Here is a 19324-nt window from a genome sequence, read left to right on the forward strand (position 1 = left end):
AATTTCAGAAGTTATTATCGATTTTATTGGTATAGCTAATTTAATTTCTTTCTTAAAAAATATAAGGACTCAATCTTAGATTCCTGATTTCACAACAATTTTTGTACGACATTTTTTTGAAAGAATTATAAAGTAACTTTATAATAAATATACTATTGACTCTAATTTTAAAATATAAATATAAATATAAAACAATATGAATTTAAGAGATTTGGAAAATAGCTGGATTAACCAGTTTCCACAGCCACTCATTATTGCAGGACCTTGCAGTGCAGAAAGCGAGCAACAGATGCTCGAAACGGCCAAAAGAATTAAAGAAACCAATGCGCAGGTTCCTATTTTCCGTGCAGGAATTTGGAAGCCGAGAACGAAACCTAATGGTTTTGAGGGAGTTGGGGTAATTGGTTTAAACTGGCTAAAAAAAGTAAAGGAAGAATACGGTTTCAAAACAGCGACAGAAGTTGCCAACGCTCATCATGTAGATGCTGCATTGAAAGCAGATGTTGATATTTTATGGATTGGCGCACGTTCTACAGTAAATCCTTTTACCGTTCAGGAAATTGCAGAAGCTTTAAAAGGAACTGAGAAAATAGTTTTGGTTAAAAATCCTGTAAACCCCGATTTAGCTTTATGGATTGGTGCTTTAGAAAGGCTTTTAGGTCAGGATATTAAAAACTTAGGTGCGATTCACAGAGGTTTTTCTACATACCAAAAAACAAAATACAGAAATAATCCAAACTGGCAGATTGCTTTAGACTTTAAAAGTCAGTTTCCTAATGTCCCTATATTGATTGACCCTTCACATATTTGTGGAAATCGTACCGGATTGGCAGGTATCACTCAGGAAGCCCTGAATGTCGGTTACCAGGGTGCTATTATTGAATCGCATTGTAATCCTGATGAAGCGTGGAGTGATGCTTCGCAGCAGATTACGCCGGAAGTTTTAGGTGAAATGATTGCTAATCTTAAAGTTAGAAATACCGGTTTAGCAGGTTTTGACGATGAAATGGGAAGACACAGAACTTTAATTTCTGATTTGGATTTTCAAGTGATTGAATTGCTTTCTCAAAGAATGAAAATTTCTGCCAAAATCGGAAAACTGAAAAAAGAAAATGATATTGCCATTTTCCAGCCAGACCGTTGGAAAGTAATTACTGAATATGCTGCTCAAAAAGCTTCAGAGACAGGAATGTCGCAAGATTTTATTGAAAAAGTTTTCAAGGCAATTCATGAAGAGTCTATTGAGGTACAAAACAGTATTATGATTAATAAATAAATTGGTTAAAAAAGGTGATAGGGTTTAGAATGTATGATTCAGTAATCTGACATAACTAAATCCTATTATCTAAAACCTAATTCCTTATATTTGCACTTATCGTATGAAAGGAAAAATCATTAAATCTACAGGAAGCTGGTATCAGGTTTTGGAAACGGAAACCGGAAAAATTTTTGAAGCGAGAATTCGTGGAAAGTTTAAACTAATAAAAACCAGACTTACAAATCCCTTGGCCGTTGGTGATTTTGTTGAATTTCAATTGGAACAAGACGATGTGGCATGGATTACCAAAATTGAACCCCGCAGAAATTATCTCATCCGAAAATCAGTAAATCTTTCAAAAGAAGCGCACATTATTGCGTCAAACATTGATTTGGCGTGTTTTATTTTTACATTAAAGCATCCTGAGACTTCTCTCGGTTTTCTTGACCGATTTCTTGCTTGCTGTGAAGCGTACAACATTAAACCGCTTATTTTGTTTAATAAAATGGACGTTTTGGCAGAAGAAGAGTCTGAAATTGTAAAAGACATCGAATTTTTATATAACGAAATTGGATATAATTCTTTGGAAATATCTTCTTACTCTAAACTTAATTTGGATAGTCTTGTTGAGTTACTGAAAGATAAAACCTCAGTGTTTTTCGGGCATTCTGGTTGTGGAAAGTCTACATTGGTAAATGCAATGCAGCCGAATCTTAATTTGAGAACATCTGAAATTTCTGATACTCATTTAAAAGGAAAGCATACTACTACTTTTGCGCAAATGCACTTTTGGGATTTTGGCGGAAACGTAATTGATACCCCTGGTGTACGTGAATTTGCCATGATTGATATTGAAAAAGAAGAAGTGCAACATTATTTTCCTGAGATATTCAAAAAGAGAGAAGAGTGTAAATATCACAACTGTCTTCATGTGAATGAGCCAAAGTGTGCAGTCTTGGAATCTTTAGAAACTGGCGAAATTCAAACTACAAGATATTCTACCTACGTTAAGCTTATGGATGAAGCGGAAGAAAACGCTCGAAACTAAGTAATTCTTATCTTATTTTTAAAATTTCAATTATTGCTTTAGTTCATTTTGAAGCAATAATTTGTTGTGCCTATTTATATATTGTTTTACAATTGCGAATTATATAATTAAATTAGCCTTTTAATGTAAATAAAAAACCCAGCCGAAGCTGGGTAAAAACTAATAACCATGAAAACTCAAATTAAACATGAGAATCGAATTAATAATAACAATAACCGTGCCAAAAATGTTTTTTAAATTTTTTATTGAAAGTTATTTAATGTTAAAATTAAATTAAAATTATATTTTGGATATTTTTTGTAATTTTGCGCCATTAAAAAAATATTTACTTATGTCAAACATTACATTTACAATGATTAAGCCAGATGCAGTTGCTGACGGTCATATTGGTGCTATTCTAGGAAAAATTTCAGAAGGTGGATTTAAAATCAAAGCGTTGAAATTAACTCAACTTACTGTTGCTGATGCAAAAAAATTCTATGAAGTACACGCAGAAAGACCTTTTTACGGTGAATTGGTTGATTTTATGAGCTCTGGGCCTATCGTTGCAGCAGTTTTGGAAAAAGACAATGCAGTTGAAGATTTCAGAACTTTAATTGGTGCTACTAATCCTGCTGAAGCAGCAGAAGGAACTATCAGAAAAATGTTTGCTAGAAGCATTGGAGAGAATGCAGTACATGGTTCTGATTCTAACGAAAATGCATTAATTGAAGCTCAATTCCATTTTTCAGGAAGAGAGATTTTTTAATTAAAACTTTACGAAAAAAAATCCGGAAATTATTCCGGATTTTTTTTTGATATTATTTTGGAAGGTAGTTGTCTGTCATTTTGACTTTCTTAATATCAGGAAAAAAATGATTTTTCAGAATTGCGATTATTTAGATTCGATATAAATAACTGTAATTTATCTGATATTTTGTTAATTGATATTGCGATATGTTTAGAATAAAAACTAAAATAAATGCTTATTAATTAAAATTTCAGTGTTTTTACGGATAGGTTGATGTTTTGTATTTTACCATCTTTATATCAGCAAAAAACAGAAAGTCAGATTTTTCTGATATCTGAATCGAAAACGTGAAAACTAACGACCATATAATTACTCTTTCTCAATAATGGGAAGAAAGACAGTTGATTAAACTGTCTTTTTTTTATTTAAATTTTTAAAAGCTCAATCGTTCTTTCAGGGTTTTCTGTTGAGAAAACAGCATTTCCAGCAACCAAGACATCTGCGCCAGCTTCAAACAATTTAGATGCATTATCTAGATTTACTCCACCATCCACTTGAATAAGGGCTGTAGAGTTATTACTTAAAATAAGGTCTTTGGTTTCAGCGATTTTTTTATAAGTATTTTCGATGAATTTTTGACCGCCAAATCCAGGGTTTACACTCATTAGTAAAACTAAATCTACATCTGCAATGATATCTTCAAGAAGCAATACAGGTGTTGAAGGGTTTAAAACAACCCCAGCTTTTACCCCTTTGCTCTGAATGTGGTGAATTGTTCTGTGAAGATGAGTACAAGCTTCATAATGTACAGAAATTAAATCTGCTCCGTGATTGATAAATTCATCGACATATTTTTCAGGCTCTACAATCATCAAATGTACATCTACGAATTTTTTTGCATGTTGCTGTACAGTTTTCATTACAGGAAATCCAAAAGAAATATTAGGCACAAATCTACCATCCATCACATCAATATGAAACCAGTCTGCCTGAGAATTATTAAGCATTTCGATGTCTCTCTGCAGATTCCCAAAGTCTGCGGATAATAGGGAAGGAGCGATAAGTTTTGTTTTCATTTTTACTTTACTTAGATATTAAATATTAGAAGTTAGATATTAGAAGTTAGATATTAGAAATCAACCATTAGTTTTTAACTAACTTCTAAAGTCTAATATCTAACTTCTTTTTTTTAATGATACTTCAGCTTCATTTCTGGCTTTATTTTTAGAAGGGTTTCGTAGATAAGTTGAATAACGTTTCCTACATCTTCTTTAGAGACCATTTCCACGGTTGTATGCATGTAGCGCAAAGGTAAGGAAATCAAAGCACTTGGTACACCACCGTTAGAATGAGCAAAAGCATCTGTATCTGTACCAGTTGCTCTGCTTGCTGCTGCTCTTTGGAAAGGTATTTTTTTGCTTTTTGCGGTGTCAATAATCAATTCTCTGATGGTATGATGTACACTTGGTGCGAAAAATACAACCGGACCGTCACCACATTTTTGGTCGCCTTCTTTTTTCTTTTCAATCATTGGTGTCGTTGTGTCGTGGGTAACATCGGTAACAATTGCGATATTAGGTTTAATAGTATCTGCAATCATGTCTGCTCCATAAAGACCAACTTCTTCCTGTACCGAATTGGTAATGTATAGCCCGAAAGGAATTTGTTTTTTGTTTTCTTTTAAAAGTCTTGCGACTTCTGCAATCATAAATCCGCCAATTCTGTTATCTAATGCTCTGCAAACAAAATAACGGTCGTTCATTTCAAAAAACTCATCAGGGTAAGTAATCATACATCCTACGAAAATCCCTAAGTCTTCTACTTCTTGTTTTGTGATTGCTCCACAGTCGATAAAAATATTGTCGATTTTTGGAGTCGGTTCGTTTTGATTAGCGCTTCTTGTGTGAATGGCAGGCCAGCCAAATACTCCTTTTACAATTCCTTTTTCACCGTGGATATGTACTACTTTAGAAGGCGCAATGGTTTGGTCTGAACCTCCATTTCTGATTACGTAAATTAATCCATCATCAGTAATATAGTTTACGTACCATGAGATTTCGTCTGCGTGTGCCTCAATAACCACCTTAAACTCTGCTTCAGGATTGATAATTCCGTAGCATGTTCCATAGTGGTCAACTTCTACTTTATCTACATAGGGGGTGATATAATCCATCCAAACTTTTTGTCCGTTGTGCTCGTAACCTGTTGGTGATGAAGTGTTTAAATATTTCTCTAAAAATTTCAAAGATTTCTTTTCGAATTTCATATAAAGGGAATGATTTTTGTTATCAAATTTTGTTATAATACGTGTAAAAATAATGAAATTTCATAAAATCGCCTGCCTTTTTCTCCTGTTTTTTGCAATTGGTGTTTTCGGACAAGGCAAAGATTCTATAACAATCAAGCCTCTCAGTCAGTATCCACCGGAAGAATTGAAAACGGATGAGTTTGGTAATAAATATTATTACGATGCAAGGCAAAAAGCTAAGTTCTACGAAATCAATGGTGAAACTGTCGTCGTGATGGATGAGTTGGTGCTTTTAAACAAACCTAAATTTAATAATCAACTCGATAAAAATTATTACTTTTTTTTAAATAAGAAATTATATAGAGTGTACCCATTATTTCTAACTGCTTTGCAGCAATACAGAGACATTCAGGGAGAAATGAATAATTTGGATAGCGCTGCCAAAAGAAAATACGTAAAAGACAGACAAAATATGTTGGCTGACCAGTATGAAAAGCAATTGCGAGACTTAACAACCACAGAAGGTCAGGTTTTTGCTAAATTAATGAATAGAGGAACAGGAAAAAACGTTTTCGAAATCATTAGAGAATTACGCGGTGGATGGAGTGCATTTTGGTGGAATGTAAAAGGGAAAATGGCAGATATTGATTTGAAAGACCCTTACAATCCTCATAAAAACAGAACAGATGAGTTTTTAGAATCGCTTTTGCAATCCAATTGGAATTCTGGGTATTTGCAACCCTATCCTGGAGCAAATGATTTTAAGGTTTCTAAATAAAGAAAAATTCCTGTAAATATTTACAGGAATTTTTCTTTCAGTTTATCGAAAACAATTTTGTCAATTGGCAAGCTAAAGGGGTTTTCAGCCGAGTCAATAGAAATCCAGTCTATTTTTTCAATACATGGATCCATAATGATGAAGTCTTCTTCATTAATAATGTTTACCATATAATATATAGTAAGAAGCTGCTCGTTTTCTTTGAAGCGGGAAACCAAGAAATCTTCCTGTGTGTAAAGATGTTCTACAACTTCTATATTTACATTCAGCTCTTCTTCAAACTCTCGCTTCAGGCAATCTGTTAATCCTTCTCCATATTCAAGACCGCCACCGGGGAATTTCATTAAAGCTTCTCCTGCGTATTCTTCAAAAAGGGTAAGAACTTTTTTGTCTTTTACAACGCACGCATAAACTCTTACATTAAAATTGTTAATCATAAATCATATTTAGATGAGCTAAAATAGGGAAAAATAGTTGTCAATTGTCAATGATTAATTATCAAATATGAGTTATGAATTTTAAATTAAAAAAAATCGTAAGACTTTATAGATTAATTTTTTCCACTTATCACTTATCACTTATCATTTGTCACTTATCATTTATAATTAACAGTTAACAATTAACCATATTTATAACTTTATTGCATTAATCATTTCTCTTTTTCCGGGAGGCCCTTGTTTTTTTTCAACTTTAAAATTAAGGTCTTGCAAAACTCTTCTTACACTCCCTTTAGAAGAGTAGGTCGTTAATAGTCCGTTTACATTCATTTTATCGGCAACCATTTCAAATAAAGGCATTTCCCAAAGGTCTGGCTGTACTCTTGCTCCAAAACAATCGTAGTAGACAAGGTTAATCTTCGGTAAATCAATGTTTTTAAGGTCGAAAAAATCACACTGTATCTTATGTAGATTAAGACCCGGAGTAATTTCTACCGATTTCTCCCACTCAGATTGATGAATTTTTTGATAAATATTTTTTAATTCAGGGTTATCAAACAGTTCGAAATACGCCAAATTGTCAATTTCAGATTCATTTATAGGGTATTTTTCAAGCGTAAAATAGTTGATGACATGATTTTTGTCAGTTTTTAAATATTCATTAATTGTCACTAAAACATTCAAACCTGTTCCAAAACCGAGTTCTAAAATGTTAATTTCGTAATCATTTATTAAATTTAGTCCATTTTTGATAAATACGTGTTCGGCTTCTTGAAGAGCGCCATGATGAGAATGATAGTTTTCATTTAATTCATTGATAAACAATGTTTTGCTTCCGTCGTTTGTAGTCTTAATCTCTCTTTCCAATGTAATTTTTTTCAAATTTAATCTAAAATTTTTATATTTGAAAAATTATGTTAAATTTGTAGAACATCATAAAAATTTTAAGAAATGATAATTCAAAAAACAGAAAACTCTAGAATTTCTACTTTCGATCCCAATAATTTTTCTTTTGGAGGAACTTTCAGCGATCACATGATCATCTGTGAGTACGAAGATGGAAAATGGGGCGAGGTAAAATTGGTTCCTTACGGGCCTTTATTGTTTACACCTGCGATGATGGGAGTGAATTATGGACAGGCTTGCTTTGAAGGTATGAAAGCTTACAAAGATAAAGACGGACAGGTTTTCCTTTTCAGGCCAGAGAAGAATTTTGAGCGTATCAATAAATCTGCAAATCGTTTGGCGATGCCTTCGGTTACAGAAGAAATCTTTTTAGAAGGCTTGAAAGCTTTAATTGATATTGACAGAGAATGGGTTCCTCAAGGAGAAGGTAATTCTTTATATATTAGACCATTAATTTTTGCTACGGAAGAAGCTTTAAAAGCAAGAATATCTAATAAATATATGTTTGCAATTGTAGCAACACCTGCAAAAATGTATTACACTGAGCCTGTATCTGTGAAAATTTCTGATCACTATTCTAGAGCAGCAAGTGGTGGTGTAGGTTCTGCTAAAGCGGCAGGTAACTATGCGGCTTCTTTCTACCCAACTCAATTGGCAATGGAAGAAGGTTATGATCAAATTATCTGGACTGATGATGCGACGCACGAGTATTTTGAAGAAAGTGGAACAATGAATGTTTTCGTAAGAATTAACGATACAATCTTTACCCCTCCAACTTCAGAGAAAATCTTAGATGGTGTTACAAGAGATAGCTTCATTCAATTGGCGAAGAAAAGAGGATTTGATGTAAGAGTAGAGCCTATTAAAGTAAAAGATGTGGTAGAAGCCCAGAAAAACGGAACTTTGAAAGAAGTTTGGGGAGTAGGAACAGCAGTTGTTACTACAGTTTTCCAGGCTTTAGGACATAATGGTGAAAAGCTTGAATTACCAAGACTTTCAGACGAAGAAAGTTTTGCGGTAATCCTTAAAAATGACTTAGTAAACCTACAAAATAATCTTTCTGAAGATCCTTTCGGATGGAGAGTTTTGGTTGACCATGCATTAGAAACAGTTTAATTTTTACAATTAAATATCAATATAGAGTCGGGAATTATTCCCGACTTTTTTTGTTTTAAAATGAATTAGTTTAATGAAAATTTTTCTAGCAGATCTTTCAGATTAGGCAGACTATTTTTTTTGATTCTAAATCTGCTAAATCATTAAAATCTGCGAGAGCTTAAAATTTATCTTAAGCAACTTTAATTATTAAAAAAGTCAAAATTTTATTTCAATAAATTCAACAACTTTTGTTAATCATTCCCGAAATGCTTATTTTCGCAAAAGTTTTTATGAAAAAAATACTTTTTATATCCATTTTAAGCTTACTGAGCTGTAAAAGAAATAACCCGGTGCATCCACCGGTTGGCGGTGTTTTGAACCAAAACGATTTGGATGTTTCCAAAAACAGAATGAAAAATCTCAATACGGTTGAAAGGCAACAAATTCAGGATTGGATCACAAGTCAAAACGTTAAATTCTTTCCCACACAACTGAATTATTGGACGACAGTGGAGGGTTTTGACAAAAGAGAAAGAAGACCTGATGAGTCTACTATTTCGTATTCGTATGATCTTTACGATTTTGATCAGACTAAAATTTATGATAAATCCATAAGCAGAAACGATGCGAGATTCGGACATTTTGATGAACTTAAAGCGGTTGAAAACGCACTTCGATATATACAAAACGGTGAAGAAGTAACGCTTCTTGTACCGTCATCATTAGCTTACGGAACCTACGGAGACGAAAATAAAATTGATAACGATATTCCTTTAATTATAAAATTAAAAGCACTGTAAAATGAAATTCTTAAACAAAAATATAATCTTAGCAGCGGCGAGCGTTTCGCTTTTAAGCTGTACCCCAATTTATAAAAAGATGAACGTAGACAAAGAAACTTACGAAGGGCTTAAAGACGGACTTTACGCTAATATTCAAACTACAAAAGGTAACCTTATTGTAAAATTTGAAGACAAAAAATCACCAGTAACTGTGGCTAACTTTGTTGGTCTTGCAGAAGGGAAAATAGATAATAAATCTAAGGCGAAAGGAGTTCCTTTTTATGATGGAACAATCTTCCACAGAGTAATCAAAGATTTCATGATCCAGGGAGGTGATCCTAAAGGAACAGGAATGGGAGACCCAGGATACAAGTTTGAAGACGAGAAAAACGACCTTAAACACACTGGAAAAGGTATTCTTTCTATGGCGAATTCTGGTCCGAATACCAATGGTTCTCAGTTTTTTATTACTGAAATTGCAACTCCTTGGTTAGACGGAAAACACACTATTTTTGGTGAAGTAGTAAAAGGTGACGATGTAATTGATGCAATTGCTAATGTAGAAAAAGGAGCACAAGACAAGCCAAAAACGGATATCGTATTAGAAAAAGTAAGCATTTTCAGCAAAGGAGATGAGTACAAAGGATATGATGCTGCAAAAACTTTTACAGAAGGGAAAGGTAAAATTGCTGCAAACAACAAAGCAATGGCTGAAAAAGCTGAAGCTGATGCAAAAAAAGCTATTGAAGATTTAAAAGCGGGAATGCAGGTAACTGAATCTGGTCTTTACTATAAAATCACTAAAAAGACTGAAGGAAAAGCTGCTAAAGCTGGAGATAACGTTCAGGTGCATTATGCTGGTAAATTGACAAACGGAACTGAGTTTGATTCTTCATTCAAAAGAAATGAGCCTCTAGAATTCCCTGTAGGAACAGGTAGAGTAATCAAAGGTTGGGACGAAGGAATCTTATTATTGAAAGAAGGTGAAACGGCTACTTTATTGATTCCACCAGCAATGGGTTACGGAGAAAGAGGTGCAGGAGGAGTTATTCCACCAAACGCATGGTTAATCTTCGATGTAGAATTGGTAAAAGTTCCTTAATCGGAAATTTTTAAATATATTTGAAAGCCGTCTCGAAAGAGGTGGCTTTTATAATGTTTAAATAAAATCATTTCATGAAAACTAAATTAATTACCGCGCTGCTTATTTTTATTTCACTATTTTCTTTAGCTCAAACAAAAACTAATGCAGATGATCAGGCAATACGCAAATCGATGGTTTATTTTGTCAATACGATTAAATACAAAAAAATAGATCAAACGGTAGAATGCATTTATCCAAAGTTTTTTACGGTAGCAAATAAAGACCAGTTGACACAAATGCTGAATATGACCTACAATAATCCGTTTGTGAAAATTGATGTTTTAGATATGAAATTTATTTCGGTAGGTAAACCAGAATTGATAGATGGTGAAAACTTTTCGATCAGCAGTTATTATTTAAAGCTGAAAGCCGATGTAAGCTCGATGGGTGAAGAGATGAAAAAGTCTATTTCAGAAATGCTTACTAAAAAATATGGCAAAGGAACGGTAGAATATCTCGCCAAAGAAGGTGCTTATGTCATTAACGCTCCCATGAAAATGGTTGCTGTTTCAAAGGATAAGAAAAGCTGGAAAGTGGTTTTTGCTGATGCAGAATATAAAAAGAAACTGATAAAAGTTCTTCCAAAAAAGATTTTGGATAAGTTATAAATTGAAAAGCCAATTCGTGAGAGTTGGCTTTTAATTAAAATATTTTAGAAATACGGATTCCCATAATATTGTTTACTTCTAAATTTATAATTTCACAAAAAAAATATGGCAAAAAACATTACCAAGTATACAATTTTTCTAGGTTCTCCAGGTGATTTAGAAGAAGAAAGATTTGAAGTTGAAAATGTGATTAAAGAAATAAACTTAACCTATGGATATAGAGATAATTTAGTGTTGGAATTATTAAAGTGGGAAACACATTCTGCTCCAGGTATTACTGATACATATACTCAAGATTTAATAAGTAAAGACATAGGTAATGATTATGATATTTTTATAGGAATGATTTGGCAAAAATTTGGAACAAAAACTAATGTAGCTAATTCAGGAACAGAAGAGGAATTTTTAAATGCCATAAAGCGATTCGAAAATAAGGAAAACATACAGATACTATTTTATTTTAAAAATAAACCACCACTTAGGTTAGATGATATAAACATCGAGGAATTAAGTAAAATAAAAAAGTTTAAAGAAGTCTTAAAAGAGAATAATGTTTTCTATAGTTCATTTAATGATGTTGATGATTTAAAAACAAGTCTTCGCATTCACCTACCTAAGAGAATTGATAATTTGAAATCATTTCAACCTAATTATGAGAAAGGGGTCATTTTAAAAAATTCAGAGTCTGAAGATTTTAATGATAATTTAGTTTTAGATGAAGATTACGGCGTGTTTGATTATTTAGTTGAATTTGAATCTTTACTAATGATTTCTACTAATTCCATTCTGAATATTAATGAAAGTACGAAAAATATTGGAATTGAATTTGCGAAAAAATCTGAAGAAATTGAGAGATTAATAAATTACCCTAATCCTAACAAGTTTCAGATGATTGATTTATTCAAAAAGATTTCAAAGCTAATGGATGGATATTCTGATAAAGTAAAGATTGAAAATTCTATTTTTTATAATAATTTTCAGAATGCGATAGATATAGGATTAAAATATATAAATAGTATGGAAGATTTAGATAAAGAACATCATAAACAAAATTTAGAATCTATATTAATTGCTACTGAAGGTCTTTATAAAAATATTCCTTTTGCAATACAAGGAATGTCTGGTTTTCAAGCTACAGTAAAAACATTACCGAGATTACAGTCAAATCTGAATGCATCAAAGAGAAAATTAGATAAACAATTAGACGAACTTATTTTCAATTTAGAAGGTATTAAAAATCTTACGGGTGAATTTATAAATGAAATAAAATATAAATTGTCTAGACTTATTTAAAATTAAAAACTACCTCAGAAGAGGTGGTTTTTAATTTTAAATATTGTAAACATTTTTTATCTTCCTTTCTTCTTGAAAAAAACTAGATTTAATAAATAAAATTTTTTTCAGAATTTCATCCGAACCGACGAAAGTTATCATACTTAGTAAACATTATTTTAAACTTTTGTAAAACCAAACTCATTTTTTTAGAACTAATAATATTACTTATTGCCAATTACTCATTCTTCATATTTCAACAGCGACTATCATAAAACTCTCTCTCTAATTCCGTATATTTGGGAAAAATTTTTACAAAATGATCGAGTGGAAAACCGTGAAGGAATACGAAGATATTACTTATAAAAAATGCAACGGAGTGGCAAGAATTGCCTTCAACAGACCAGAAATCCGTAATGCTTTCAGACCAAAAACAACTTCAGAATTGTACGATGCTTTTTATGATGCCTCAGAAGACCCTTCTATTGGCGTGGTTTTGCTTTCAGGAGAAGGGCCAAGTTCTAAAGACGGAGTTTTTGCATTCTGCAGCGGAGGCGACCAAAAAGCAAGAGGCCAGCAAGGTTATGTAGGCGAAGATGGAAGACACCGTTTAAATATTCTTGAAGTTCAACGATTAATTCGTTTTATGCCGAAAGCGGTAATTGCAGTGGTTCCGGGCTGGGCAGTGGGCGGTGGTCACTCGCTTCATGTAGTTTGTGATTTAACTTTGGCAAGTAAAGAACACGCTATTTTTAAGCAAACCGATGCTGACGTTACAAGTTTTGACGGTGGTTACGGTTCTGCTTATCTGGCTAAAATGGTCGGACAGAAAAAAGCACGTGAGATTTTCTTTTTAGGAAGAAATTATAATGCACAGGAAGCTTTCGATATGGGAATGGTGAACGCTGTAATTCCTCACGATGAGCTTGAAGATACAGCTTACGAATGGGCTCAGGAAATTTTAGCTAAATCTCCAATGTCTATCAGAATGCTGAAGTTTGCGATGAACCTTACCGATGACGGAATGGTTGGTCAGCAGGTTTTTGCAGGTGAAGCAACCCGTTTAGCTTATATGACGGAAGAGGCAAAAGAAGGTAGGAATGCTTTCCTTGAAAAAAGAAAGCCAGACTTCGGAAAAGACCAGTGGATTTCTTAAAATCTAAACAAAATAATAGGTAATGAGTGATTTCATTACCTATTATTTTGTTTAGATGCTTTTCATAAGTTTAGAATTATATCAAAAAGGGGTTATTTAATAATTTTTTCTAAAACCTTAAAAAGACCTGAAATAATTTAAAATCTGCTTTATCTGCAATATCAGCGAGAAATTTTACACTATGGAACAAAACTTTCAAAACCCTCAGATTTTCGACCTTGAAATCCCTGATTTCGATGATTTAAAATTGACGGCGGTCTCGCCAAAATATCTTAAGATTATCTTATTTAATCTGGCTTTATTCTCTGTTTTTCTAATTGGAGCAATAGCAGTCACTTTTTACTTTTTTTATTTTAATTTAAGCAAAGTTCAGGCTTTGGCAATTGTTACTGGAATTTTTCTAATGATTGCTTTTCTTTTTCTGAATACGCTGATTGGATTTAAATTCAGAAAATATGCAGTTCGTGAAAAAGATTTAGTCTACCAACACGGCTGGCTGAAGCGAAGTATAACGATTGTTCCGTTCAATAGAATTCAGCATATTAAAGTAGAGCAGGGATGGTTTTCAAAACTATTGCATTTAAAATCGGTTTCTGTTTTTACGGCAGGAGTGAGTGGGGGTGATATTACCGTAAACGGTTTGCCTGAAGATATTGCAGAAGGAATTAATAATCACATCAGAGGAACCATTTCCAAAGAAAATTTAGAAAATGGAGGAGAAGCTTAATTCTTTTTTTCAGCCTCAACGGCAGTCTAAAACAGGTATTGTTTTGCTTTTCTTGTACAATGTAGGGATGGTGATTAAAAACTTATGGGTTTTTGTCATCCTTTTTTTTGTGAGAAAAGATAAAATCGAATCCTGGATTATTGTGCTTGCCATTATTGCTGGGCTCTTAATTCTTATTGTTTCTGCGGTTTTACAATATTATCATTTCAAATATTATATTGATGAAGAAAATGAAGAGTTTGTCATTCACGAAGGAATCATCAACACGTCAGTAACTAAAATTAAAAAAGAAAATATTCAGGAGGTTAATATCTCACAACCTTTTGTTCATCGGTTTTTTAATATCTATAAACTTGAAATCGACACCCCGGGAAGTTCTGAAAAAGAAGTGAAAATTTCTGCTTTAACGAAACAAAATGCGATAGACCTTAAGAAATATCTTTTAACGGAAGTTAAAGTCGAAAATAGTGTACATGAAGGTGCTGAGATTGCCGAAAATCAAGATGTCAATACGCTTCGTTCAATCAAAATTTCGACGTTTAGCATTTTAAAATATGGTATTACTGCCAATTATGTCCGTAGTTTTTTCGCTTTGGTCAGTTTAATGATTTATGGTTTTTCTGAACTCACCAACTTGCTAAAAAAAGCGAAACTAGACACGCAATTAGATTATGACACGGTAGAATCTCAGTTTTTAGCATTTTCGATTCCAGTCATTTTTGGGATTGTTTTGGTGGTGATTATTCTTGGGATTTTGATTAATACGGTTCGTACATTGATTAAGTTTTTCAACTTTAAAATCAGCGAAAATAATCAGAGTTTTTCTTTTGAATACGGTTTATTTAATACCCGAAACTCGATTGTCAACAAATCAAAAGTACAGGTCATTACCGAAACACAAAACTGGATTCAGAAGCAAATGAATATTTCTTTTGTGAAGTTTCTCCAAATCGGTAAAAACGAAGAAGAAGAAAAAAATGTTGCCGCTGTTCCCGGAATTAATAATGATGAAAAAAGAAAGCTGATTTCTACCATCTGGAAAGAGAATCCGGTTTTTGAGAATAATTTGACACCTAATTTTCGATTAGTTATTGTCAATAATTTTCAGTTTATCATTATTCCTTTGCTGTTGTTTTTTATTATTGAAAAAGATTTGTTGATAAACTACTGGTTTTTAGCAGTTATATACATTGTATTAGCGGAGTTATTCATTTTGATTGCTTTCAGAAATTTAAAATTGTTTTACAATGAAAAATTTATAAGATTAAAATCAGGAATTTGGGACATCGATACACGAACTTTTGAGGTCGAAAAACTTCAGACTGTGAAAATTTCTCAGTATTTTTGGCAACGGAAAACAAACTTAGGAAGTATTACTTTTTATACCTCTGCAGGACGTTTTAAAATGGTGGCTTTAAACTTTAAAAAGCTTAAAAAACTTTTGAATTACTGCATCTATAAAATAGAAACATCTAAAAAATAAATGATAATTTATTAATGATAATCGATATATCATTAATAAATTATCTCTTATCAATTATAATTATGGTCAATTGGATAAACGCCGCGAGGCTGAGAACGTTACCGCTTTCGTTAAGCGGAATAATCATGGGTTCTTTCATTGCAAAATGGAAACTAAAAGAAGAAGGAGGAATTTGGGACTGGAAAATATTTGCGCTGGCACTTGTGGTGACTTTGCTGTATCAGGTTTTATCAAACTATGCTAATGATTACGGAGATGGTGTAAAAGGTACGGATGCCAAGAGAATTGGTGAAGCAGAAGCAAGAGCGGTGGCTTCAGGAAGAATTACTGCAAAACAAATGAAAAACGCAGTGATTTTGTTTTCTATTTTGTCATTTGTAGCAACAGTTGCGCTTTTATACCTTGCTTTTATCCCTGAATTTATGAATGAGTTTTATATTTTCATCGGATTGGGAGTCGCGAGTATTTTAGCAGCAATTGGTTATACAGTTGGTAAAAAACCTTATGGGTATATGGGATTGGGCGATGTTTTCGTGTTTATATTCTTTGGTTTAGTTTCAGTTTGCGGAAGTTATTTTCTGTTTACAAAAACTTTTTCTTGGGACATTCTTTTACCGGGAACGGCTATCGGAATGATGAGTATGGCAGTTTTAAATCTGAACAATATGCGTGACATTGAAAGCGACAGATTGTCAGGAAAGAACAGTCTTGCGTTGAGAATAGGTTTCAGAAATGCAATGATTTACGAAATGGTTTTATTGCAGCTTCCATTGATTCTTATTCTTGTGTTTTTAGGGATGAATAATTTTATTCAGATGCAAAATTATTATGTGTTTATCGTAATGATTTTATTGATTCCCGTTGCGAAATTGAGAAGAAATATCATGGCGGTGAAAGAACCAAAGCAGCTTGATCCATTTTTGAAACAAGTAGGGATTTTGACTTTGATGATGGCTGTTTTAACGGCTGTAGGTCTTAATTATTTTAGCTAATTACTTATAATGAAGTTGAAAATATTAAATATTATTTTTTCAATATTGATATTAATTTCAAATATCTATTTCATATCCGCAACATTTAATTTAATAAAAGACGATGGAGGACCAATGGGATTTGGTTATGTTATTTTACCACTTTTTCTTTTAATAAATTTAGGAATCATTCCATCATCTGTTGTTATTTTTGGAAAAAAATATGAGAATAAATTATTGTTTATTTTGAACTCTAGTGTGGTAATTTTAATATTATATATTCTATACTTATCATTATAAAAATTAAAGAATGGACTCGAAGATTTACGTTAAAGTACAGATGTTAATCAGAAAACCAGTTCAAGAGGTTTTTGAAGCATTTATAAACCCCGAAATCACAACCAATTTCTGGTTTACAAAATCTACCGGAAAACTGGAAGAAGGTAAAATAATTACATGGGAGTGGGAAATGTACAATGCAAAATCTGAGGTTAAGATTTTACAAATTATCCCAAATCAATTGATAAAAACAGAGTGGGGATTGTTTTCAAACAATGTAGATTATGAGTTTAAACAAATGGAAAAAGGAACTCTGGTTGTAATTAAAAGTTACGGATATTCCCAAACTGGAGAAGATTTCTATAAGATTATTAATGACAATACAGGCGGATTTACTACCGTTTTAGATGGTTGCAAGGCTTATTTAGAACACGGGATTAATTTGAGATTAATAGAGGATAAATTTCCAGCGAAATAAATATCATGAAAAATAGATTCTATAAAATTATTTCTTGGGTATCAGTAATTATCCCAATTCTATTTTTTATTTTATTAATTAAAGAATTGATATTTGAAGAATTGTCTTTATTTGAAATCGCATTAACTCCATTTGTTTTAGGGGGAATTTTATTGATTGATTTTTTTGTTTCTTTTTATATTTTAAAACAAAAAATAAAATCAAATATCACCATTTTGCTATTTCAGTTGATAATAATTATATTTTGCACTTACCAAACTTATTATTACAATAGCGCTATGTCTAAAAAGGTTGATCATGTTATTAGCCCATAATAAACTATAAAAAAATTATAAAATGAAAATACAATACTTAGGACAAAATTGTTTTTTGTTCACGTACAAAGACAAAACGATTTTATGTGATCCTTTTTACAATTACAAAAAGGCTGAATCAGGATTTGATATCTCGGCTCAGAAAATTGATTATATTTTAATCACTCACGCTCATGGCGATCATATTGCAGATGTAGGAGAGGTTTTGCAGCATTATCCTGAAGTTATGATTATTGGTCAGCCAGAAATCTGTGCGTATTTTAAAAATGCAAAAAACACCGATGATGTGAATCTTGGTGGGTCTGCAAAAATTGATGATCTTAAAATCTCAATGGTTCCGGCGCATCATACAAGTTCATTTCCTGATGGAACTTACGGTGGAGTGCCAGTAGGATATATTTTTAGACTTCCTGAGGGTAAAAACGTGTACTTAGCTGGTGATACAGGAGTAATGGCAGATATGCAGCTGTTTCCGGCGTTGTACGGAGATTTAGATCTTTCAATTCTTCCGATTGGTGGTCATTACACAATGTGTGCGAGAAAAGCAGCTTTTGCAGCTTCAGAATTATTGAAAACTCCAAAAGTAATCGGATGTCACTTTGATACTTTTCCTGCGATAGCAATCAATCATGAGAGTGCGGCGAAACATTTTGCTGATAAGAATGTTGAATTGGTTTTACCTAAACTCGGAGAAAGCTTCGATATATAACAAAAAAAAGAGATTAAGTAATTTAAATTAAATCATCTTAATCTCTTTTTTATAAAATAAAAAAATGGCAAGCTACCTAAATCACACCGCTCAACCAATTACCTTTGCTGCGTTCCCACCCTGGAGGGTTTTTAGGAGCTGGTTGTTTAGGACTTGCCGTTGCAAATATAGGAACTTATTTTAAAATTAAAAATATTATTACAGAAAAAATCTTTAAAAATCCCTTTATTAAAGCTAAAACGCTGAAATTTAGAGCAATATTTTTTGAGAAATTTTCTAAAAATTAGAATTATGACGAAAAGTCCACTTACCCTAGGAATTTTACTGTATGCCGTTACCATGGCCATCTTTTTTGTAGTCTACACATTTTTTTCAGGTGTTGAATATTTTGATACCACGCTGAAAGTCAATGCTTTTGTTTTACCAATCGTATATGTCTTATTTGCATTTTGGTCTGTAAAATCTCATTGGAATAACCACCAAATGAATTTTAAGGAAGCTTTTAAAAGAGCATTCGTGCCCATGTTTGTAGGCGGGATTTTATCTATTGTTAGTATTTTTTCGTTCTTAAACTTCATTGATACTGATGCAAAAAAGCTGTTGAACTATCAATATGTACATCGTCAAAAATCTGAATTGGAGAAAGAATATCAGTCGGCAAAAAAGATTTTGAAGCACCAAAAAGACATCGACGAACTAGAGCAAAAATATCAGGAAGGCCTTCAAAGATTTGATCCTGCGACAATAAAAGATAAAGATATGCTTACGGCGAGTCATTTTTCAGGATATTTTGCCGCAATTCTTATATTTTACGTAATTTTGTCTGTCTTTTTTGGAGCGTTTTTTAGAAAGAAAACAAACCATCAGGAAGAAATTAATCAAGACTAATTTTTATTAA

At 32.5% G+C, this 19324-nt stretch carries 21 protein-coding genes and 1 other RNA gene; 17 read left to right on the forward strand and 5 right to left on the reverse strand.

Annotated elements, in window-relative coordinates:
- The first annotated feature begins 196 nt into the window (after positions 1-196).
- From LO744_RS09730 to LO744_RS09740, 3 genes are all read left to right on the forward strand, one after another.
- Entirely contained in the window at positions 197-1276 is a 1080-nt protein-coding gene (locus tag LO744_RS09730) for a chorismate mutase (protein WP_230668962.1), read from the forward strand.
- 103 nt (positions 1277-1379) lie between these two features.
- Positions 1380-2306 (forward strand): ribosome small subunit-dependent GTPase A, encoded by a 927-nt coding sequence (rsgA, locus tag LO744_RS09735; protein WP_230668963.1) that lies wholly within the window; start codon positions 1380-1382, stop codon positions 2304-2306.
- A 331-nt stretch (positions 2307-2637) separates the two neighbouring features.
- Complete coding sequence (locus tag LO744_RS09740; RefSeq protein ID WP_074228878.1) at positions 2638-3054, forward strand: nucleoside-diphosphate kinase; 417 nt, start codon at positions 2638-2640, stop codon at positions 3052-3054.
- A gap of 407 nt (positions 3055-3461) precedes the next feature.
- On the opposite strand, the gene rpe is transcribed toward LO744_RS09740, so the two are convergent.
- A complete protein-coding gene (gene rpe, locus LO744_RS09745) occupies positions 3462-4112 on the reverse strand; it encodes a ribulose-phosphate 3-epimerase (RefSeq protein ID WP_230668965.1) in 651 nt (216 codons plus the stop codon).
- Positions 4113-4225: 113 nt separating this feature from the next.
- Entirely contained in the window at positions 4226-5302 is a 1077-nt protein-coding gene (gene chrP, locus LO744_RS09750) for a chryseobasin maturation metalloprotease ChrP (protein ID WP_230668967.1), read from the reverse strand.
- A gap of 52 nt (positions 5303-5354) precedes the next feature.
- Between chrP and LO744_RS09755 the strand changes: the two genes are divergently transcribed.
- Positions 5355-6062 (forward strand): DUF4294 domain-containing protein, encoded by a 708-nt coding sequence (locus tag LO744_RS09755; protein ID WP_230668969.1) that lies wholly within the window; start codon positions 5355-5357, stop codon positions 6060-6062.
- Positions 6063-6082: 20 nt separating this feature from the next.
- Here the strand turns inward: LO744_RS09755 and LO744_RS09760 are convergent, their stop codons facing one another.
- On the reverse strand, positions 6083-6499 hold the full coding sequence (locus tag LO744_RS09760) for an NUDIX hydrolase (protein ID WP_230668970.1): 417 nt from the start codon (positions 6497-6499) through the stop codon (positions 6083-6085).
- A gap of 192 nt (positions 6500-6691) precedes the next feature.
- Positions 6692-7366 (reverse strand): tRNA (5-methylaminomethyl-2-thiouridine)(34)-methyltransferase MnmD, encoded by a 675-nt coding sequence (mnmD, locus tag LO744_RS09765; protein WP_230670524.1) that lies wholly within the window; start codon positions 7364-7366, stop codon positions 6692-6694.
- A gap of 84 nt (positions 7367-7450) precedes the next feature.
- Here mnmD and LO744_RS09770 point away from each other — a divergent pair, with 84 nt between their 5' ends.
- From LO744_RS09770 to LO744_RS09825, 12 genes are all read left to right on the forward strand, one after another.
- The gene (locus LO744_RS09770; RefSeq protein ID WP_230668972.1) at positions 7451-8521 is read left to right on the forward strand and encodes a branched-chain amino acid aminotransferase; all 1071 of its coding nucleotides are present in this window, start codon (positions 7451-7453) and stop codon (positions 8519-8521) included.
- A gap of 272 nt (positions 8522-8793) precedes the next feature.
- A complete protein-coding gene (locus tag LO744_RS09775) occupies positions 8794-9303 on the forward strand; it encodes an FKBP-type peptidyl-prolyl cis-trans isomerase (protein WP_230668973.1) in 510 nt (169 codons plus the stop codon).
- 79 nt (positions 9304-9382) lie between these two features.
- Entirely contained in the window at positions 9383-10387 is a 1005-nt protein-coding gene (locus LO744_RS09780) for a peptidylprolyl isomerase (RefSeq protein ID WP_230670527.1), read from the forward strand.
- A 74-nt stretch (positions 10388-10461) separates the two neighbouring features.
- On the forward strand, positions 10462-11037 hold the full coding sequence (locus LO744_RS09785) for a hypothetical protein (RefSeq protein ID WP_230668975.1): 576 nt from the start codon (positions 10462-10464) through the stop codon (positions 11035-11037).
- 105 nt (positions 11038-11142) lie between these two features.
- On the forward strand, positions 11143-12330 hold the full coding sequence (locus tag LO744_RS09790; protein WP_230668977.1) for a DUF4062 domain-containing protein: 1188 nt from the start codon (positions 11143-11145) through the stop codon (positions 12328-12330).
- Between the two features lie 298 nt (positions 12331-12628).
- Positions 12629-13465 carry a 1,4-dihydroxy-2-naphthoyl-CoA synthase gene (locus tag LO744_RS09795; RefSeq protein WP_230668979.1) on the forward strand — a complete coding sequence of 279 codons (837 nt, stop codon included), beginning with the start codon at positions 12629-12631 and terminating at the stop codon, positions 13463-13465.
- Positions 13466-13646: 181 nt separating this feature from the next.
- Positions 13647-14192 carry a PH domain-containing protein gene (locus tag LO744_RS09800; RefSeq protein ID WP_230668980.1) on the forward strand — a complete coding sequence of 182 codons (546 nt, stop codon included), beginning with the start codon at positions 13647-13649 and terminating at the stop codon, positions 14190-14192.
- On the forward strand, positions 14176-15675 hold the full coding sequence (locus tag LO744_RS09805) for a PH domain-containing protein (RefSeq protein WP_230668981.1): 1500 nt from the start codon (positions 14176-14178) through the stop codon (positions 15673-15675). The genes LO744_RS09800 and LO744_RS09805 overlap by 17 nt, the downstream gene beginning before the upstream one ends.
- Before the next feature lie 62 nt (positions 15676-15737).
- Positions 15738-16667 (forward strand): 1,4-dihydroxy-2-naphthoate octaprenyltransferase, encoded by a 930-nt coding sequence (gene menA, locus LO744_RS09810; protein WP_230668983.1) that lies wholly within the window; start codon positions 15738-15740, stop codon positions 16665-16667.
- 289 nt (positions 16668-16956) lie between these two features.
- Positions 16957-17403, forward strand: coding sequence for an SRPBCC family protein (locus LO744_RS09815; protein WP_230668985.1), 447 nt, complete (start codon positions 16957-16959; stop codon positions 17401-17403).
- A gap of 5 nt (positions 17404-17408) precedes the next feature.
- A complete protein-coding gene (locus LO744_RS09820; protein ID WP_230668987.1) occupies positions 17409-17717 on the forward strand; it encodes a hypothetical protein in 309 nt (102 codons plus the stop codon).
- Positions 17718-17739: 22 nt separating this feature from the next.
- Entirely contained in the window at positions 17740-18426 is a 687-nt protein-coding gene (locus LO744_RS09825) for a metal-dependent hydrolase (protein ID WP_230668989.1), read from the forward strand.
- A 62-nt stretch (positions 18427-18488) separates the two neighbouring features.
- Here LO744_RS09825 and ffs read toward each other — a convergent pair.
- An RNA gene (gene ffs, locus LO744_RS09830) (signal recognition particle sRNA small type) lies at positions 18489-18585 on the reverse strand.
- Positions 18586-18717: 132 nt separating this feature from the next.
- Between ffs and LO744_RS09835 the strand changes: the two genes are divergently transcribed.
- Positions 18718-19314: a DUF4199 domain-containing protein gene (locus LO744_RS09835; RefSeq protein WP_230668991.1), complete on the forward strand. Its 597-nt coding sequence runs from the start codon at positions 18718-18720 to the stop codon at positions 19312-19314.
- Positions 19315-19324 lie beyond the last annotated feature (10 nt).

It is taken from the genome of Chryseobacterium turcicum (assembly GCF_021010565.1).
GTDB lineage: Bacteria > Bacteroidota > Bacteroidia > Flavobacteriales > Weeksellaceae > Chryseobacterium > Chryseobacterium turcicum.

What these genes read in the sequence shown, in the direction of transcription:
- LO744_RS09730 (WP_230668962.1), top strand. Translation starts at nt 197, where the DNA reads ATGAATTTAAGAGATTTGGAAAATAGCTGGATTAACCAGTTTCCACAG.
- rsgA (WP_230668963.1), top strand. Translation starts at nt 1,380, where the DNA reads ATGAAAGGAAAAATCATTAAATCTACAGGAAGCTGGTATCAGGTTTTG.
- LO744_RS09740 (WP_074228878.1), top strand. Translation starts at nt 2,638, where the DNA reads ATGTCAAACATTACATTTACAATGATTAAGCCAGATGCAGTTGCTGAC.
- rpe (WP_230668965.1), bottom strand. Translation starts at nt 4,112, where the DNA reads ATGAAAACAAAACTTATCGCTCCTTCCCTATTATCCGCAGACTTTGGG.
- chrP (WP_230668967.1), bottom strand. Translation starts at nt 5,302, where the DNA reads ATGAAATTCGAAAAGAAATCTTTGAAATTTTTAGAGAAATATTTAAAC.
- LO744_RS09755 (WP_230668969.1), top strand. Translation starts at nt 5,355, where the DNA reads ATGAAATTTCATAAAATCGCCTGCCTTTTTCTCCTGTTTTTTGCAATT.
- LO744_RS09760 (WP_230668970.1), bottom strand. Translation starts at nt 6,499, where the DNA reads ATGATTAACAATTTTAATGTAAGAGTTTATGCGTGCGTTGTAAAAGAC.
- LO744_RS09770 (WP_230668972.1), top strand. Translation starts at nt 7,451, where the DNA reads ATGATAATTCAAAAAACAGAAAACTCTAGAATTTCTACTTTCGATCCC.
- LO744_RS09775 (WP_230668973.1), top strand. Translation starts at nt 8,794, where the DNA reads ATGAAAAAAATACTTTTTATATCCATTTTAAGCTTACTGAGCTGTAAA.
- LO744_RS09780 (WP_230670527.1), top strand. Translation starts at nt 9,383, where the DNA reads ATGAACGTAGACAAAGAAACTTACGAAGGGCTTAAAGACGGACTTTAC.
- LO744_RS09785 (WP_230668975.1), top strand. Translation starts at nt 10,462, where the DNA reads ATGAAAACTAAATTAATTACCGCGCTGCTTATTTTTATTTCACTATTT.
- LO744_RS09790 (WP_230668977.1), top strand. Translation starts at nt 11,143, where the DNA reads ATGGCAAAAAACATTACCAAGTATACAATTTTTCTAGGTTCTCCAGGT.
- LO744_RS09795 (WP_230668979.1), top strand. Translation starts at nt 12,629, where the DNA reads ATGATCGAGTGGAAAACCGTGAAGGAATACGAAGATATTACTTATAAA.
- LO744_RS09800 (WP_230668980.1), top strand. Translation starts at nt 13,647, where the DNA reads ATGGAACAAAACTTTCAAAACCCTCAGATTTTCGACCTTGAAATCCCT.
- LO744_RS09805 (WP_230668981.1), top strand. Translation starts at nt 14,176, where the DNA reads ATGGAGGAGAAGCTTAATTCTTTTTTTCAGCCTCAACGGCAGTCTAAA.
- menA (WP_230668983.1), top strand. Translation starts at nt 15,738, where the DNA reads ATGGTCAATTGGATAAACGCCGCGAGGCTGAGAACGTTACCGCTTTCG.
- LO744_RS09815 (WP_230668985.1), top strand. Translation starts at nt 16,957, where the DNA reads ATGGACTCGAAGATTTACGTTAAAGTACAGATGTTAATCAGAAAACCA.
- LO744_RS09820 (WP_230668987.1), top strand. Translation starts at nt 17,409, where the DNA reads ATGAAAAATAGATTCTATAAAATTATTTCTTGGGTATCAGTAATTATC.
- LO744_RS09825 (WP_230668989.1), top strand. Translation starts at nt 17,740, where the DNA reads ATGAAAATACAATACTTAGGACAAAATTGTTTTTTGTTCACGTACAAA.
- LO744_RS09835 (WP_230668991.1), top strand. Translation starts at nt 18,718, where the DNA reads ATGACGAAAAGTCCACTTACCCTAGGAATTTTACTGTATGCCGTTACC.